General features: G+C 35.4%; 15 protein-coding genes. 2 read left to right on the forward strand and 13 right to left on the reverse strand.

Annotated features, from left to right (window positions below; genetic code table 11):
• Positions 1 to 3,069: a SusC/RagA family TonB-linked outer membrane protein gene (locus ACFX5D_RS07930; RefSeq protein WP_379857698.1), complete on the reverse strand. Its 3,069-nt coding sequence runs from the start codon at positions 3,067 to 3,069 to the stop codon at positions 1 to 3.
• Between the two features lie 160 nt (positions 3,070 to 3,229).
• Between ACFX5D_RS07930 and ACFX5D_RS07935 the strand changes: the two genes are divergently transcribed.
• Positions 3,230 to 3,889 carry a ribonuclease HII gene (locus ACFX5D_RS07935; RefSeq protein WP_379857699.1) on the forward strand — a complete coding sequence of 220 codons (660 nt, stop codon included), beginning with the start codon at positions 3,230 to 3,232 and terminating at the stop codon, positions 3,887 to 3,889.
• On the opposite strand, the gene lipB is transcribed toward ACFX5D_RS07935, so the two are convergent.
• The 4 genes from lipB to ACFX5D_RS07955 form a co-directional block, all read right to left on the reverse strand.
• On the reverse strand, positions 3,886 to 4,617 hold the full coding sequence (lipB, locus tag ACFX5D_RS07940; protein WP_379857700.1) for a lipoyl(octanoyl) transferase LipB: 732 nt from the start codon (positions 4,615 to 4,617) through the stop codon (positions 3,886 to 3,888). The two genes, ACFX5D_RS07935 and lipB, sit on opposite strands and share 4 nt — an antisense overlap.
• 222 nt (positions 4,618 to 4,839) lie before the next feature.
• Positions 4,840 to 5,997, reverse strand: a complete 1,158-nt coding sequence (locus ACFX5D_RS07945) for a glutathione-independent formaldehyde dehydrogenase (RefSeq protein WP_379857702.1) — start codon at positions 5,995 to 5,997, stop codon at positions 4,840 to 4,842.
• A 420-nt stretch (positions 5,998 to 6,417) separates the two neighbouring features.
• Positions 6,418 to 6,672, reverse strand: a complete 255-nt coding sequence (locus tag ACFX5D_RS07950) for a hypothetical protein (RefSeq protein ID WP_379857703.1) — start codon at positions 6,670 to 6,672, stop codon at positions 6,418 to 6,420.
• Positions 6,673 to 6,690: 18 nt separating this feature from the next.
• Positions 6,691 to 6,951: a hypothetical protein gene (locus ACFX5D_RS07955; RefSeq protein ID WP_379857704.1), complete on the reverse strand. Its 261-nt coding sequence runs from the start codon at positions 6,949 to 6,951 to the stop codon at positions 6,691 to 6,693.
• Positions 6,952 to 7,219: 268 nt separating this feature from the next.
• Between ACFX5D_RS07955 and lysS the strand changes: the two genes are divergently transcribed.
• Positions 7,220 to 8,929 (forward strand): lysine--tRNA ligase, encoded by a 1,710-nt coding sequence (gene lysS / locus ACFX5D_RS07960; protein WP_379857705.1) that lies wholly within the window; start codon positions 7,220 to 7,222, stop codon positions 8,927 to 8,929.
• A gap of 80 nt (positions 8,930 to 9,009) precedes the next feature.
• Here the strand turns inward: lysS and ACFX5D_RS07965 are convergent, their stop codons facing one another.
• The 8 genes from ACFX5D_RS07965 to ACFX5D_RS08000 all read right to left on the reverse strand — a co-directional run bounded on the left by ACFX5D_RS07965 (position 9,010) and on the right by ACFX5D_RS08000 (position 17,477).
• On the reverse strand, positions 9,010 to 11,007 hold the full coding sequence (locus ACFX5D_RS07965; RefSeq protein ID WP_379857706.1) for a TonB-copper family protein: 1,998 nt from the start codon (positions 11,005 to 11,007) through the stop codon (positions 9,010 to 9,012).
• A gap of 87 nt (positions 11,008 to 11,094) precedes the next feature.
• Entirely contained in the window at positions 11,095 to 11,943 is an 849-nt protein-coding gene (locus tag ACFX5D_RS07970; RefSeq protein WP_379857707.1) for a hypothetical protein, read from the reverse strand.
• Between the two features lie 136 nt (positions 11,944 to 12,079).
• Positions 12,080 to 12,454 (reverse strand): hypothetical protein, encoded by a 375-nt coding sequence (locus tag ACFX5D_RS07975; RefSeq protein ID WP_379857708.1) that lies wholly within the window; start codon positions 12,452 to 12,454, stop codon positions 12,080 to 12,082.
• A gap of 291 nt (positions 12,455 to 12,745) precedes the next feature.
• Entirely contained in the window at positions 12,746 to 12,991 is a 246-nt protein-coding gene (locus tag ACFX5D_RS07980; protein WP_379857709.1) for a DUF6755 family protein, read from the reverse strand.
• A gap of 28 nt (positions 12,992 to 13,019) precedes the next feature.
• Positions 13,020 to 13,532, reverse strand: a complete 513-nt coding sequence (locus tag ACFX5D_RS07985; protein WP_379857710.1) for a QcrA and Rieske domain-containing protein — start codon at positions 13,530 to 13,532, stop codon at positions 13,020 to 13,022.
• Positions 13,533 to 13,543: 11 nt separating this feature from the next.
• Positions 13,544 to 14,113 carry a 4Fe-4S dicluster domain-containing protein gene (locus tag ACFX5D_RS07990; RefSeq protein ID WP_291249667.1) on the reverse strand — a complete coding sequence of 190 codons (570 nt, stop codon included), beginning with the start codon at positions 14,111 to 14,113 and terminating at the stop codon, positions 13,544 to 13,546.
• Between the two features lie 18 nt (positions 14,114 to 14,131).
• Positions 14,132 to 16,348: a molybdopterin oxidoreductase family protein gene (locus ACFX5D_RS07995; RefSeq protein WP_379857711.1), complete on the reverse strand. Its 2,217-nt coding sequence runs from the start codon at positions 16,346 to 16,348 to the stop codon at positions 14,132 to 14,134.
• Positions 16,349 to 16,427: 79 nt separating this feature from the next.
• The gene (locus tag ACFX5D_RS08000) at positions 16,428 to 17,477 is read right to left on the reverse strand and encodes an MFS transporter (RefSeq protein WP_379857712.1); all 1,050 of its coding nucleotides are present in this window, start codon (positions 17,475 to 17,477) and stop codon (positions 16,428 to 16,430) included.
• Between the last annotated feature and the right edge of the window lie 116 nt (positions 17,478 to 17,593).

The raw sequence follows: 17,593 nt of genomic DNA on the forward strand, positions 1-17,593 counted from the left end.
TTAAAATTTCAAGTCTACACCAAAAGTAAATTGTTTTGCCGTTGGATATTGATAAACATCATTAACTCTTGAGCTTTCTGGATCAAAACCTCTCCATTTTGTGATGTTAAATAAATTTTCACCTTGCAAAGTAAAAGAAAGATCAGTTAAGAAAGTTTTTTCTAGAAAAGCTCTAGGAACTCTATAGCCAATCTGAGCATTTCTTAATCTAACATAGGACGCATCTCTCAAAAAGCGGTCAGAACTATTATCAGCTGTTGAATTAGCAGCATTTAATGACGGTATATTTGAAGTAGTATTAGTCGCAGTCCAAGCGTTAGCTAAATCATCTGTTACATTAAATGTGCCAATATTACCCGCGTCATATAAATTTTCTAAATCATTATCAAATCTATAAACATCTTGTGCAAAAGTAAACGTTGATGATAAAAAGAATCCTTTGTAGTCAAAATCGAAACCAAAACCACCTTGATATTTAGGAACATTGTTTTTACCAAATGCTTTTCGATCTGAAGCTTTAGGCGCTTCTGTAGGGTTTCCGTTTATATCTTCAAACAACAGATTACCGTTTACAGGATTTACACCAATATAATGATATACAAAAGGTTCTCTGATACCGCCACCATTTTGAGTGATATAAACAGGTTCTGTACCTGTTAAGATTCTACCATTATTGGCTTTAATACCATTTACTTTATTATCATTTACTGAACCATTAGCACGTAATGTTAAAGTAACATCTTGATTTTTGATAACATCAACACCTAAACTCAATTCAAATCCTTTATTGGTGACAGTAGCATCTGAATTTTTTAGAATTACATTTGCAGGAAGTGAAGCATTTCCTGGAAATCCTACTCCAGGAACTATAGGCTCTTGCAAAAACAAATTAACTGTTTTCTTATTATAATGATCAAAAGACCCTCTAATTCTACCTTTATATAATTCAAAGTCTAAACCAATATTATATTGTTCCGTTGTTTCCCATTTTAAATCAGGATAACCAAAAGCAATATTGTAACCAGTTCCATTATTGTAAGCATTGTTTGAACTAGAATAAATATCGGTAAAAGCTGGCGGGTTAACACCTTGATAAATAGTACCATCAACAATCCTTTGGTTACCTACGGTACCTATAGATCCTCTAAGCTTTAAGACATTTATAAAATCTATTGATTTAATAAATCCTTCTTCTTCTAAATTCCATCTTCCACCAACGGACCAAAAATTACCAAATTGGTTGGCTCCAACAAATCGGCTTGAACCGTCTCTTCTAAAGGAAGCTACAACACCATATTTTTTATCAAAATCATAATCAAATGAAGTAAAATAACCAATTAAATCATTTCTCAACTGTTGTGCTGAAATTAGTGGTACGTAGAAATCATTTGCAGAAGTATCCCCTATGTATCCTGAACCGCTATCCGGTACAAAAGTTTTAGGATCTAAACCTCTTTGTCTAAAATTATTTACATTTAATCTTGAGTGATTGTATTCAGAAGCTGCCGATAAATTAAAAGTATGCTTTCCGAAAGTCTTGTTGTATTCCAATTGAAAAAGGTTATTGAATAAGAACTCTCTTCTTTGATTAATATCTTCAAAACCTCCAAACAATTGACCTGGCTGTAAAAACAATAATGCATTAAATGAACCTGGAAATTCAGCTTGGTGAAATCTCGTAGATAATAATTGTCCTGATGTACGTACTCTTCCAGTGAATCCTTTTGCGAACTCATACGATAATTCAGTAGCTACATCTATTCTAGTCTCTTCCGTTAAATTTTTATATTTTTTCAACTTATCAACTAACATCAAAGGAGTGTACAACAATGTACCATCCGCTTTATATAATTCAAATAATTGCGCAGAATTTTGATATTGATTTGGAGATACATAAGGAGCACCTAAGTAAGCCCCAGTTACATAATTTCTGTTAATCGCTCCAGTACCTAAGTTAGTAGCCTCATTATTTTTTGAGTGACCAAAAGCGGTATTTATTGAATATTTGAATTTTTCGTTATCCGATTTTCCGTTTAAGTTGTTTCTAACCGTAAATCTCTTCAAATTAGTAGATTCAAGAACTCCTTGCTGATCATAAAAACTAGCAGATGTGTAAGAATTTATACTTTTATTATTGTTTTGAATACTAATATTATGGCTTGTAGATGTTCCTTGATTGAAAAAATAATCAACCCAGTTTGTATTTACACCGTATGCTGCAATTTGAGCATCAGTTAGTGTAGATCCTAAACCAGCACCATAATTTTTTTCTATTTTTAATAACTGTTTTGCATTAGCATAACTATATTTAGGCTTTTGCAATTCGTTAACTCCAAAAGAGGATGAATATCTAAAAGTAGTTTTTGGTTCACTGTAACTTCCTTTTCTAGTTCTAATAACGATTACACCATTCGATCCTCTAGACCCATATTCAGAAAGTGCCGCAGCATCTTTCAAAACATCTAGACTAGCGATATCATTAGGATTAATTGATCTAAAGCTATCACTGTTTGAAGGAAAACCATCAATAACATATAAAGGGTCTGTGTTACCATTTACGGTTCCAACTCCTCTAATAATAATAGATGATTTAGCCCCTGGCTGTCCAGTACTTGCAGTAATGTTTACACCCGCTAACTGACCTTGAATAGTATTCAAAACGTTTGCATTTGGTCGGTTTTCAATTGTTTTACTGTTTACGGTAGCTGCTGCTGTAACAGCTGTTTTCTTCGTAACAGTTCTGTACCCTTGAATAACTACTGCTTCCAAAGCTTTTGCTTCATCTTGCAATTTAACACTGATAGTTGTGCTAGAACCTACAACTCTGGTAGTTTGTGACATTCCTACAAAAGAAAAAACCAAAACGTCTCCAGTTTTTGCTTTTATAGAATACTTACCATCGAAATCAGTTTGAACACCTGATTTAGTACCTTTAATCAAAACGTTTGCACCTGGTAATGTTCCATTACCATCTGAAACAACACCGGTGATTGTTTTTTCTTGGGCAAACATAAATTGCATTGACATTGCCAATACTAACGAAAAAATCCATTTGAATTTTAATCTCATTTTAAATTATTTTGAATTAGTTATCCGGCAAAACTCACGATAAAAACTTAATTAACCTAAAATTAACAAGAAAATTTAAAACTTTAACATTTGTTAATTACTATGTTAAACAAATAAGCTAAAACAAAAAAATCTTTTCTATCTATATTTGTCGAAAAAAATGCTCGAAAGTAATTTTTCAAAATACATACTTGAATCGGGAACTGATGAAGCAGGCCGCGGCTGTCTAGCCGGTCCTGTAACTGCAGCAGCCATAATATTGCCATGCAGTTTTGAAAACACAATCCTGAATGACAGTAAACTTTTATCAGAAAAAATCAGAAAAAAATTAAGACCTATTATCGAGCAACATGCCATTGCGTTTGCAGTAACACACCTTGAACCTGGAGTAATTGACGAAATCAATATTCTGAATGCGTCTATAAAAGCCATGCAAGAAAGCATTCTAAAACTCGATCCAAAACCGGAATATATAATAGTAGATGGAAATGCGCCACTTATTCACAAAAATGGAATAAAAAACCGTGGAGGAAAAATTTTTACTAAAGCTGAACTCAAAATCCTTAATTCTATTCCAAATAAAAGTATAGTTAAGGGAGATTCTAAATACATGAGTATTGCTGCGGCCTCCGTTTTGGCAAAAACGTATCGGGATGACTATATGGACCGCATTCATGAGGAATTCCCAATGTATAATTGGAAACAAAATAAAGGCTATCCCACCAAAGAACATCGGGAAGCAATACGGAAATACGGCACAACAAAATACCATCGAATGACATTTCGATTATTACCGGAACAGTTAAAATTAGAAATTTAGATTTTTGACTGCTGATTAACAATTTCAGATTTCTCAAAAGTCGCTTCAAAAAGTTTTGAGAAATGTTTCAGAATTTTTTCTTTGACTTCTTCTTCATCTACTTTTTCGACTCCAAGCTCGACATTTAACGATGTCACCGCTTTACCGCGAATCCCACACGGTATAATATTGTCAAAATAACCCAAATCAGCATTTACGTTAAGTGCAAATCCGTGCATGGTTACCCAGCGGGAAGCACGTACGCCCATGGCACAAATTTTTCTGGCAAATGGAGTTCCTTCACCCAACCAGACTCCGGTTTCCCCTTCGCTTCTTCCGCAAACAATTCCATACTCTTGCAGGGTAAGAATAACGGCTTCTTCCAGAAAACGCAAGTATTTATGAATATCAGTAAAGAAATTTTCTAAGTCAATAATTGGATAGCCCACAATTTGTCCCGGTCCGTGATACGTAATATCACCACCACGGTTGATTTTATAAAAAGTAGCTCCTTTTGATTCGAGCTGTTTTTCTGATAACAATAAATTACTTAAATCGCCACTTTTCCCTAGTGTATAAACATGAGGGTGCTCCACAAAAAGAAAGTAATTGGGAGTTTCCAAATTAGTTTCTTCTCTCCTATTTTTAATTTTTACGTCAACTACTTCCTTAAACAATCCTTCTTGATATTCCCAAGTTTCTTTATAATCTTTCGTTCCTAAATCTTTGAGTCGGATTATTTTGTTCATTTTTTTTGAGATTCCAAAGGTTTTGAGGAGCAAAGGTACAAAGGTTTGAAATATGAATTTTGAAAATTAGACCACAATTTACATGACAAGAACAATAAATGGATATTAATAACCTAATTGTCTAGAATTATTAATATCTATTTATTCCTCCATGGAATCGAGCAAAAAACTGTAAAGACTTACGTTCCAGTTTGTCCTTACTACAATAAATAACTAAATAATTTATGCTTTTTTACCCGTAACCATCTCTGGTTTTAATATCACTTTTGTCCATCCATTGTCACGGGCATCAAAATGTTTGTAGGCATCAGGAGCCTCGTCTAATGAAAGTTCATGCGAGACAATTAATGATGGTTTTGCTTTACCCACAGAAATTAATGTAGAAAGTTGGCGGTTATACGATTTCACATTCGCCTGTCCCGTGGCAATTTTTTGCCCTTTCATCCAAAATTGACCAAAGTCAAAATCCATGTGTCCTTCTTTTTGTAACTCTTCTTTAGATTTTGGATCTTTTGGCACAAAAACCCCTACGACTCCGATGCAACCTGTTGCTTTTACGGCTTGAACGAGTTCGTTCATCGTTATATTAGAATGCTCTGTACCATGTTTATCACAACATTGGTAGCCGACACATTCGCAACCTTTATCGGCACCCATTCCTTTGGTTAGTTCCAGCACTTGTTCCACCGCGGAACCTTTTGAAAAATCAATAGCAATAGCACCTAGTTCTTCAGCAAGCTTTAACCGGTCAGGATGATTATCCACCACCATTATCTTACTGGCACCTTTAATGCTTGCCGAATGTGCTGCCATAAGCCCAACTGGACCTGCGCCATAAATAACTACTGAATCCCCAGGCTGTACACATGCCAATTCAGTGGCATGGTATCCAGTAGGGAAAATATCCGATAACATTACATAGTCATTTTCTTTTTCAACTGCGTCTTCCGGTAATTTGAGACAATTAAAATCGCCATGAGGAACACGCAAATATTCTGCCTGCCCTCCACTGAAAGGGCCCATTCCGGCAAAACCATAAGCAGCACCTGCAAATCCTGGGTTCATTGTAAGACAAAAACCCGTTAAACCACTTTCACAGTTGCGGCAATGACCACATCCAATATTGAATGGAAGACAGACCATATCCCCAATTTTAATTTGAGTTACGGCTTTACCCACTTCCACAACTCTACCCATATTTTCATGACCAAAAATCCTTCCCGATTCCATATCCGTTCGACCTTGATACATATGGAGGTCAGATCCACAAATATTGGTAGCGGTTATTTTAACCAATACGTCTGTCGGTTGCTCAATTACGGCATCCGGCATTTCTGTGACCCTTACATCGAGCGGGCCGTAATAAACAATTGCTTTCATACTATCTATATTTAAATCGTTATACTTATTAATCAAGGTATTTATTCCTTTTTGTTTCAATACATTTTTGGAATCTAATAAAGATTTAAAGTTATAGTTATTTTTTTAAGTATTTATATGTCAATTAGTTAATGTAATGTTATTGTTTATTTTAAGTGAAATCATGCTTGAAAATAGGTTTTAATCTTGAAACTGTTTCTTTCCTTTAAAAAAATTGCGGAAGTAAAACTACTCTAAAATCACTTCTAAAGACGTGATTTCAGGATTTTGTAAACAATCAGTTAAAGAAAATTGTAGTTCCATGGATTTACGGTCTTCAATAATTTTTGCTTTTGGATTTGAAACCGACTATATTTTTCTAGAAAAATAATATTTTAAAACATAGTCTTTCGTAATTTTGAATTTAGAAACTTGCGTTTTTTACCCGTCAATCTTATCCTGCTGTTTTTTTAATTCAACTGCATCTGTAATTTTGACTATCCTATTAAAAACACTTTCATTAAAAGTGTAATTCACACTGTAATAATGCTCCTCGGCAACCAATGCATAATTATTTTCGATATCATCCGCGTATTCTTCGGTTTTGTATAAATCGGCAACTTCCTCTATTTTAGTAAAATTCTGAATGATTGTTGTGCGGAATTCTTTCTCGAAAGAACTTTGCTTAACATGCACTTTTACAGTATTAAATTTTTAAAAAATGGCTTTTTCAAACGCTGGCAACCTGGAAAAAGTTTCTGAATGTTTTGTTAAAACATCTTTGAAAACATAAGTAGAATCTCTAAAAACATCTTCTTTGGAATAATTCTCCTCCGCTAATTGCATGTAACTGTGCTCATCGCGAAGTGATTCAGTTTCTATTTTTCCCGTTCCGTCCTGGTTTAAATAGATGGTTTCGGTGATTTGACAGCTTGTTAAAAATAATACTAAAAGTAGTAATGTGTATTTTTTCATTTAGAGATTTAGCGTGATGATTTGAATTCATATATACATGATTTATACTATTTTTCATGTTGTTATAAAAAATAAAAGTTGTTGTATAGCCCCGATAGCAGCGACATCCTTTTTTTCTTGTTTTTTTCGAACAAGAAAAAAAGATAGAGCGAATAGCGGGACAAATCGTCTTGAAAAAACGAAATGTTATGCTCCAAAAAACGGTAAACTTTAAACTTTAAACTTTAGAACTTATATAGTATCTTTGCGCTCTTAAAAACAGCATAAAATGGCATTATCCGAACAAGAAATATTACGTAGAGAAGCACTTACCGAATTACGCAATTTAGGCATTGAACCTTATCCAGCAGCCGAATTTATCACAACCGCTTATTCCAGCGAAATCCTAGCCAATTTCGAGAAGTACGAAGGAAAAGAAGTTGTTTTAGCAGGGCGTTTGATGGGTAAACGCATCATGGGAAAGGCGTCATTTGCAGAATTGAAAGATGCTGAAGGGCGTATTCAAATCTATGTTTCGAGAGATGATATTTCGACAGACGAGGAGAAAACAATGTACAATTTAGTTTTCAAAAAACTATTAGATATTGGTGATTTTATTGGGATTCGCGGAACGGTTTTCAAAACACAAGTGGGTGAAATCTCAGTGCATGTTTATGGATTGACCGTTTTGGCAAAAGCCTTAAAACCACTTCCTGTTGTAAAAACGGATGCTGACGGAAAAACGCACGATGCTTTTGCCGATCCAGAGCAAAGATACCGACGTCGTTACGTGGATTTGACCGTAAACGATCACGTGAAAGAAACGTTTATCAAGAGAACAAAATTGTTCAATGCGATGCGTTCTTTCTTTAATGACAAAGGATATCTTGAGGTAGAAACGCCTGTTTTGCAACCAATTCCTGGTGGTGCTGCGGCGCGTCCTTTTATTACGCACCACAACTCGCTTGATATGCCTTTGTACATGCGTATTGCGAATGAATTATACTTAAAAAGATTGATTGTTGGTGGTTTTGATGGAGTGTATGAGTTTTCTAAAAACTTCCGTAACGAAGGAATGGATCGAACCCATAACCCAGAGTTTACCGCCATGGAAATATATGTAGCCTACAAAGACTACAATTGGATGATGAAATTCACTGAAAACTTGTTGGAACATTGCGCCATAAGTGTGAACGGAACTTCAGAAGCAACTTTTGGGGAACACAATGTAAACTTCAAAGCGCCTTATGCTAGAGTTACAATGACAGATTCTATCAAACAATTTACTGGTTTTGATATTTCGGGAAAAAGTGAAGTGGAATTATTTGATGCAGCAACAGGAATGGGTATTATTGTGGATGCAACCATGGGTAAGGGAAAATTGATTGATGAGATTTTTGGCGCTAAATGCGAAGGAAATTATATTCAACCAACTTTTATTACTGATTATCCAAAAGAAATGTCTCCGCTATGTAAACAGCACCGTGATAATCCAGAATTGACGGAACGTTTTGAATTAATGGTTTGTGGTAAAGAAGTAGCGAACGCTTATTCTGAGTTGAATGATCCCATTGACCAAAGAGAACGTTTTGAAGAGCAAATGAGATTATCTGAAAAAGGAGATGACGAAGCTACAGGAATAATTGATGAAGATTTCTTGAGAGCGTTAGAATATGGAATGCCACCAACTTCCGGATTAGGAATTGGAATGGACCGTTTGATGATGTTCCTGACCAATAATGCTTCTATTCAAGAAGTATTGTTGTTCCCTCAAATGCGACCGGAGAAAAAACAGGTTCAAATTGAATTGGAAGATGATGAGAAACTGATTGTTGCAATCTTGAAAACGAATGACAGCAAAATGGAGTTTGGTCTTTTAAAAATAAAATCAGAATTGAGTGGTAAAAAATGGGACAAGGCCATGAAAAATTTATCTTCTTTAGGCTTGACTGAAGTGGTTGTTGAAGGAGAAATTAAAGCGTGTAGATTGAAAGAGTAATTTATTCGAAAAATATATTTATAAAAAGGAGCTTCATATTGGAGCTCCTTTTTTGTTCCAAACTATAAATCTGATAGTTTCTAAAACCCAAAACTAATATTCAAAAAGAAATTTCTTCCTTTACGAGGTATATTGTTCCAGTCCGAAAAAGTAGAATAATATGCATCTAAAACATTCTCTACTCCTGCTTTTACATTCCATTTGCTTTTATCAATCTGAAATGAATAACTCGATGCGAAATTTAAAATTGCATAATCCGGCGTTCTGTCTTCACCGTAAAAAGGACTGTATTGCGTTTGAACTGCATTTCCCTGAACCGCGATTTCAGAAGAGAATTTATTTAGTTTATAAAACAACGTTGACGAATACCGCAACGGACTTATAAAAGGTAAATTCTCTTTTTTATAATCCTGTCCGTAACTGTAAACCAATTGCCCTGACCATTTAAAGTTCGTGTCAAATTGGTATTCAATATTCAAATCAGTATTAAAAATAGTAGCATAATCAAGTGCTGTATATATTTTTATTCCGCTTGCGTCAATAGTCATCGGAATCAAATTCTCAGCTGGTTTACCAACAATATAATTTGAGATATGAAAATAGGAAGACGAGATTTTAGTGCTTATTTTTTTGCATTTGTAACCAACAAAAGCATTCTCTTCTGCTGATTTTTCGTTTCTTAACCCCGGGTTTCCAATATAATCGTACCTATCAAAACTATTAAATAAATAAAATCCATAGCCCTCAGAAACAGATGGAGCACGCTCACCATAAGCAAGTCCAAATCCGTACTGAAACCCATTTTTATCGTACGCATAATTTGATGAAATGCTTTTTAAAATTCTATTTTTGTCGTCTTTCATATTTGGATAAAAAATCCGCAAACTTTCCAGTCCCAACGCATCGGCAACTTTATTAAAATGATTCGCAACGCTAGCTGAAAACCTCAAACTGCATTCACTGTTCAAAATGATATTATCTACCAGAAACACTGCATTATAAAGTGTTCGCACATCCGGCCAGGTAAACATAAACATCAAACTTTCTTTTGGATCGCTCGGATACATTGTCATTTCGGCGATGGAACGGTTATAAAACGAATTCAAATCGACCATAAAATGATGGCTTTTATAAACTCCTTTGACTTTTGAATAGAATCCGTACGTATCGCTCCAGCCCGGCATATCCATGCGAACAGGTACAAAAGGACGTTTGGTGTCATCCATTATGTGTGTAATGGTGTTGTAATAAATTTTGGTTTCCCAATTTTTGATTTTTGAGGACTTTGGCACATATTCAAATTTCAACGAAGTGATTAAAGCTTCCGCCAAAGAAACATCCATCGGAAGTGCCGGATATCCCACATCAGTTGCTTTGTCATAGATTAATGAAGCTTCCAACATTTTATTTTCATCAAAAGAAAAACCAGAAGTGGCAGAAATATTGAATTTTCTAAACTGTGAATACAAAACTTCTTGATTGTTTCCTGCTGAATAATTTTCGGCATCGCGATACATGAAATCAGTATCAATATAAAAACGATTGTTTGCGTACTTGACTGCTGATCCAATAATTTTTTGATTGCCGTTACTTTCAAAACCCGAGTTTAGTGAAACATCCCAACCGGAATTTATAAATCCGCTGCGATTTCTTTTTAAATCAATAGCTCCACCAATGGTTGCTCCATGACAACCGCCCAGCTGTCCCGATGTGATTGTAGCTTCCGATAAATTGGAAACCTCAACATAAGAAGTTATCGGGTCCATTTTGTCCGTACAAGCCCCAAAAACGCGCATTCCGTCTATAGTAATCAACGTTCTTTCGGTAGCCATACTATTAATAATTGGCTCCCATGCATAACCGCCTCTTTTAATCATTCCAACTTTTCCAGACTGTTGCAAATACTCCTCCACTGTAGCGAGAGGTTTGGTTTGTTTTTGATATAATTGGGTTTTTTTTCCAATGACAATCACTTCATTTAATTTTTTTGGAACGACCGTATCTGCAACTTGGTCTTGTGCATAGAGAGTTATCGAAGTGAAACATAAGAGTACAAAACCATATAATTTCTTTTTCATCATAGAAAAATTAAAAAAAGGCCAAAAGAACAGCTGTAATTACATTTGATTTTTTTGACCTTTTTTAGTTAAGAAAGTGAAACAGAATTAAAATTCTATCTCCAAGTAAATACTGCTTGCTGGAACTAAATCCGTAATGGTTTCGCCTTTCAAAACAACATCAGATGCGTTCAAAAGCTGCAAGTTGATTTTCCATAAACCGGTCATGGTCAATGATAATTTTCCATGATATAATTTGTCTAAAGTAGACTGCGTTAAATCAACATTGTTTGGAGAACCATGATTCCCCATACTTGGCATTCTTGGATCAATTTTAACTTTTAAATTATCAATTACTGGAAAACTCATCATCGATTCCATTTTGTAAACACCAACGGTAATATCGTTCAGCGCCACTTTTGGATGATGTGGTTCAACATAAGCCACAATATATCTTACATTATCAGAACCTGTAAAAGTAGTCACTCTTTGTTTAGCCGCAGCCGGAACATCAATCGTTGAAGTTGCCGTGTAAGCAGTTCCATTAATCGTATAATCTATTTTTAAATCCCAATATTCTGTGGCGTTTTGAGCCATTTGAAAAACAATATTTCCTTTGTATAAAGTTCCACCAGCCGTTACTTTCTCAACTCCCGATTTAGGACAGGAATGCGTCATCGTAGTCATGTGCATCAATGGCATCCAACTAACAGTAGCATTTTTTACGTACTGTCCGCTTGCTTTGTCTTTAATTCTTAAACTGATTTCGTTATAACCTTGCTCTAAAGATCCCGTATGAGCGTACAATTCGATCGTATGGCTCGTGTTTGTTATTTCTTTGAATTTGGTCAGTTCTGACAATTCATTTACGGCCGGAGTTTCGCTATCTGTGGAACAGGAGGAAAAAGCAAGTATTACTGCCACTACAGCCAGTATATTTTTTAATTGAAATTTCATTTCTTTAGATTTTATTTTAAATATTAGGTATTGATTTGCATGCCATTTTCGGATTATTTATTTCCAAAAAAACCACACAAAAACTCATCCATTATACAAAACGGATTAATAAAAGCACTCTATGTGCATAAAAAATTTAAGAAATGAAAGTGGGTGGGTGAAAAACAGAAGCGCTATTCAAGTGAAAGTATAAATTAGAATAGTACGGGTTTATTTTTTCTTTGGTACCAAAACAAAAAGATAGAATTTCGAAAGATCTGATTTCCTCGAAAATGAGTACGTCAAGTATTGGAGTAGTTCCTTTTTTATCTGAAGAAAGAGGTTTTTCAGTATTAGAAGCTTTAACCAATTCTTTCATCAAGTGACATTTTCCGTTGCAATGCATCGCAGGTTTTGCTTTATTTACACAAAGCACTTTTGAAATATATTCATAATTAACTGCATATTCTAAAACCGGTAATAGTGGTTTTAGAAACATAAACAATACAATTATGAATGCTATTTTTTTCACGATGTAAAATTACTAGATGATTGTTTGATAAAAAGTAGTTTTGAATAGAATAATCCTCAATGAAATCATTCTATTCAAAACCTATTACTTGAAGACTTTATGCCAATTTTAATTCAGGAATTTCAATCTGGTTTAGTTTCATTTCATAAAAATCAAACTGACTGAAAATCTATTTTATAGCTTTCAAAAAAAAGAATTGTGTAAAAATAAATCTTTATAATATGCCATTCCTTGGAGCAAATTATTTTTAACCGAATTCCATGATTTAATCATATCGTCTACATAACGATGCTACTTTCTATAATTCCCTTTTGGCAAATAATAAAGCCAGCTGAAACCTATCAAAAACAAAATCAAGGAGGCAATAAATGCGGGAATAAGAATTTCTCTATTATTATCTAATGCATTATTCAAAGAGGCATACAGCAACCAAATCTGAATAGTCACATTTAAGACTAAAATGAATATTAGCGTCGATAGAATATTGTTTAATTTATTTGGATTGGCTTTGTTTTGGCTTGTTCTAAAATTACTCATAACAATTAGATTTGATTATTATTGGTTCCTAACTAAACTCTTTTTCTTCAGATGCTTTTACGTAAATATTATTGTCTTTGAAAAAAACATCTAGTTTAGGTAAAGCTCTTGGCGGTGGACCTGCAATTACATCGCCAGTCATAGCATCAAAGGAGCCTTCATGACAGGGGCAATGGATAATACCAGTTCCCGGTTTGTAAAAAACGGAACAAGAAAGATGTGTACATTTTTGCTCATAAGCTTTATATTCACCATTTTCAAGATGAATCAAAATATAAGGAACGGTACTTCCTTCGATAACAAAACCTCGTGTTCCTCCTACCGGAACTTCGTCTTGCTTGCAAACAAAATGCTCGCCAGCGACTTCTTCTTTAGGCAATAAATAAGCTTTAGCAGCAACCAAACCGCTACCAACCATTAATCCTCCAGAAACTAGCGTTAAGAACTTCGCAAAATCACGACGACTGACTTGTGTGGCTTCTTGTTTTAAAATTGGAAAGTCTTTTTTCCAGTTTTTATCTAAATTATCTTCTTTTGACATGGGGTCTATTTTTAATAAATGATCAACTCAGTACTGCCTTTTGGCATCATGATATTCACTTTGGTATTTACAATCTCTTTTCCGAAAACAAAGGTATTCACGGGAGTGCTATTCGGACGCATTTCTTCGATTTCTGCCTTTGTACCATAGAACAACGCACCACTCGGACAAACCGTAGCACACATTGGTTTTTTCCCAACGCTCGTTCTGTCATAACACATCGTACACTTCATCATCAAATCATATTCTTCAATTTTCTTTGGCACACCAAAAGGACAAGCAATCACACAATTTGAACAACCAATACATCTTTCAGTATTGGCGGTATGTACAATTCCGAATTCGTCTTTCGATATAGCATCAGCGGGACAAACACTGGCACAAACGGGATCATCACAGTGCATACACACCTGAACAGTAGTCTGAACGGTTGAAGCACGATCAACATAATTGACATGAATCATGGAGTCCTGGCCGTTGGTCTCGCATTCGGCACAAGCCATCTCACAAGCTTTACAGCCAATGCAACGTTGCATATCTACAAAAAACTCTTCGTTTGTATTGAAACTAGTATAGTTCATATTTTAGTTTTTTATAGATTAAACACTGGCATACGCCTTAGATTCTTTAGATGGAGGAGCTATTTTTTTCGTTGGTTCTAAATGACAGGCACATACCTTGAATTCCGGTATTTTTGATATCGGGTCTAATGTTCCGGGTGTCAATAGGTTTGCTGATTTTTTTCCAGACCAATGGTAAGGAATAAAAACAGTATCTTCTCTAATGGTTTCTACTATATTGGCAGGGAAAATTCCTTCCCCTCTTCGGGTAGAAACCTTAATTAATTCTCTTTGTTGAATACCATATTGCTTGGCCAAAGTAGGATGAATCTCTAATAATGGCTCCGGAAATTGATCCACCAATTTACCAATTCTACGAGTTTGGGTTCCGCTTAAATATTGGGAAACGACACGTCCCGTAGTTAAAATTACAGGATAATCCGCATCGGTAACTTCACCTGGAAGTTTGTAGGGAGCTGGATTAAAATGGGCTTTACCGTCAGGCGTTTTAAACTTTTTATCTTCCCATAAACGCGGAGTTCCCGGATGGTCTTCTGTTGGACATGGCCAAAAAATCCCCATATTGTCTTCGATTCTTTTATAGGTTATTCCGTTATAATCCGCTGTTCCTCCTTTTGAAGCAACACGCAATTCATTAAAAATTGCCTCGCTGGAATCATATGTAAATTTATCTTCTTCACCCAAACGTTTCGCCAGTTCCAAAATAATAGAAGTATCGGTTCTAGCATCTCCCGGAGGGGTTACTGCCTGCCGAATTCGAATTACTCTACCTTCTGCTGATGTGGTTGTTCCTTCTTCTTCTTCTTGCAAAGAACCCGCTAGAACAATATCGGCATGACGTGCTGTTTCGTTTAGAAAAAAATCGATACAAACGTAAAACTCCAATTTTTCTAAGGCTTCTCTAACGTAATTGCTATTTGGTAATGACACCAAAGGATTGAAACAAATAGACAATAGTCCTTTGATTTCGCCGCAGTGAATTGCTTCAATAATTTCATAAGCTGAAAGTCCTTTTCCAGGCATATCCTTTTCATCAATTCCCCAAACATCCGCAATGTATTTACGATGTTCCGGGTTTTCGATATCTCGGTTTCCGGGTAACTGGTCGCATTTGTGCCCGTGCTCTCTTCCTCCCTGACCATTTCCCTGACCGGTAATCGTTCCGTATCCGCAATATGGCTTACCAATTCGTCCTGTTGCCAAAACCAAATTAATACAACCTAAAACGTTATCTACTCCTTTAGAATGGTGTTCAATTCCACGAGCATGAAGCAAGAAACTGGTCTTGGCATTTCCCCATAACTCAGCCGCTTCTTTTATTTTTTCTTTTTTAATTCCAGTGATTTCTTCCGCCCATTCCAGCGTGTAATCTTTTACGGCTTCTATTGTTTCTTGAAAACCCGACGTGTAATTATCTATAAAATCATGATCTAGCTTGTCGTGATCCACTAGATATTTCAACATCGCTCCGTAAAGCGCAGAATCGGTTCCGGGTTTTACATCCAAATGAACATCGGCTGTTCTGGCAAGAGGAATCATTCTTGGATCGATTACAATTACTTTGGCTCCACGGTCTCTTGCTTTCCAAATCCAGTGTGTCAATGTTGGGAAAGTTTCACTGATATTGGCACCAGCAACAATAATCACTTCAGCATATTCTAAATCCGAATAATTATTAGAAGCTCGGTCTAATCCAAATGCCTTTTTGTTACCCGCACCAGCACTTACCATACATAAACGACCATTATAATCCAGATTTTTTGTTTTTACGGCCACACGGGCAAATTTACCCATGAGGTAACTTTTTTCGTTGGTCAGTGAAACGCCAGAGAGTATTGAAAAAGCATCTTTCCCGTATTTTTTCTGAATGCGCTTAATTTCCGAAATTGTTTTATCCATAGCTTCATCCCAAGAAGTAGGCTCAAAACCTTTTCCTTCCACCCTTTTTATAGGTCCCAGTAAACGGTCAGGATGGTTGTTTTGCAAATAGCGTTGTACTCCTTTTGGACAAAGACGTCCTTCATTAAAAGGAAATTCCATCCACGGTTCAAAACCAACCACTTTATTGTTCTTAACTAACAATTGAATTCCGCATTGCATCCCACAAAAGCAACAATGGGTTTTCACCACATCATCCGGTTCGTCTCTCCCATCAAAGCCCTCTTTTGGACTATAATTAAGATGCGGACCAAAATCTTCAATTATTTTTTCTGCTGAAACAGGTAATTTTGCCATGCTTTTATATTTTCTCTTCTTAGATTTTTTATGTTTTATATGCTAATCATAAACTGCTTCTGAATACTGATTACTAAAACTATCCAAATAAATTTCCGCCCGCTAGTCTTGCTTTCAAATGGGCTTGTGCCAAACGGGAACGCTTTCCTTCAGGACTCAAATCCAAATGAGAACCGCCATCTTCCATACTGAAATCAAAACCAAGTTCTTGGGTTACTATTTTAAGGTCATTAATGTGCATATTTGTAGCGTATTCTTCTCCTGTATGTTTACAAACTGCCATTCCTTGTTTCATTCCCTCCTTTTTATAAATATGAGCACCAATCTGGGCAGGACGCTGAATGATGTGAAAGAATTTCCCAAAAGGAATCCAAATCAAAAACATGATAACCGTCACCGCATGAATTACCGCCAAGAAATCAAATGCGAACCCTTTCATGAACTGATACGAATAGGTTAATCCTAATCCTGTAACTGATATGGCAATCAACAAAATAAGTGGTAATAAATCCCCTTCAAAGGATTGGGTCGCTATCAATCCCGGATTCGTCAAACGTCTTCTCAGGTAATACAAAGAACCCAGAATAACCAAATAAGAAGACCAGTTTAACGCATGAAAAGTTAGAAACGCCATAATGGAATCCAGTTTAAACTCCATCACTTTAAATCCAAAAAAATGAGCTTCATATAGCGATATGCTGTTCGGAGCCATCGTGAAATGGATCCATCCGAAGGTCAAAGGAATGGTAATTAAAAATGCCGAAGTACACCCTATAGCAATCATGAAATGCGCCATCCATCGGTATTTACCTCTTGGATAAATAAATTTTTGAAAGGCGATATTTTCTATAGTTTCTTTGGAAGCAAACCAAAAATGTGAAAACACTTTTCCGGTAACCAAATACGTTATCCCTCTCTTAAAATAAATCCATGTTGGAGGTCTTTGCAACCAAACAGAATATCGATAAACGATGCCAAAAAAAGCAAAAACGGTTCCGAATAAATAGGTAATTAATGCAGCATCAAAATTCTGTAAATTTCTAGAACCAAAGAATACCAGCACAATAGAAAATATTGACATTCCAGTAGCTATAAGTAAAGCTTTGGTATTAAAAGTTCTGTTTTTCATTTCGCTAAAATTTACTAAGTGGTATCTAAGTCGTTTTGTTAAGAAACCTACAAGACCCTAAAACCTTGTAGGTATATAAAATAATTTCTTTTTTTTTAAAAAACGAATATGAATTC

This window comes from Flavobacterium fructosi, from assembly GCF_042787335.1.
GTDB lineage: Bacteria > Bacteroidota > Bacteroidia > Flavobacteriales > Flavobacteriaceae > Flavobacterium > Flavobacterium fructosi.

Coding starts and splice junctions, on each gene's coding strand:
- ACFX5D_RS07965 (WP_379857706.1), bottom strand. CDS start 11,007: ATGAAAAAGAAATTATATGGTTTTGTACTCTTATGTTTCACTTCGATA.
- lysS (WP_379857705.1), top strand. CDS start 7,220: ATGGCATTATCCGAACAAGAAATATTACGTAGAGAAGCACTTACCGAA.
- ACFX5D_RS07985 (WP_379857710.1), bottom strand. CDS start 13,532: ATGTCAAAAGAAGATAATTTAGATAAAAACTGGAAAAAAGACTTTCCA.
- ACFX5D_RS07990 (WP_291249667.1), bottom strand. CDS start 14,113: ATGAACTATACTAGTTTCAATACAAACGAAGAGTTTTTTGTAGATATG.
- ACFX5D_RS07930 (WP_379857698.1), bottom strand. CDS start 3,069: ATGAGATTAAAATTCAAATGGATTTTTTCGTTAGTATTGGCAATGTCA.
- ACFX5D_RS07955 (WP_379857704.1), bottom strand. CDS start 6,951: ATGAAAAAATACACATTACTACTTTTAGTATTATTTTTAACAAGCTGT.
- ACFX5D_RS07935 (WP_379857699.1), top strand. CDS start 3,230: ATGCTCGAAAGTAATTTTTCAAAATACATACTTGAATCGGGAACTGAT.
- ACFX5D_RS08000 (WP_379857712.1), bottom strand. CDS start 17,477: ATGAAAAACAGAACTTTTAATACCAAAGCTTTACTTATAGCTACTGGA.
- ACFX5D_RS07945 (WP_379857702.1), bottom strand. CDS start 5,997: ATGAAAGCAATTGTTTATTACGGCCCGCTCGATGTAAGGGTCACAGAA.
- ACFX5D_RS07995 (WP_379857711.1), bottom strand. CDS start 16,348: ATGGCAAAATTACCTGTTTCAGCAGAAAAAATAATTGAAGATTTTGGT.
- ACFX5D_RS07980 (WP_379857709.1), bottom strand. CDS start 12,991: ATGAGTAATTTTAGAACAAGCCAAAACAAAGCCAATCCAAATAAATTA.
- lipB (WP_379857700.1), bottom strand. CDS start 4,617: ATGAACAAAATAATCCGACTCAAAGATTTAGGAACGAAAGATTATAAA.
- ACFX5D_RS07970 (WP_379857707.1), bottom strand. CDS start 11,943: ATGAAATTTCAATTAAAAAATATACTGGCTGTAGTGGCAGTAATACTT.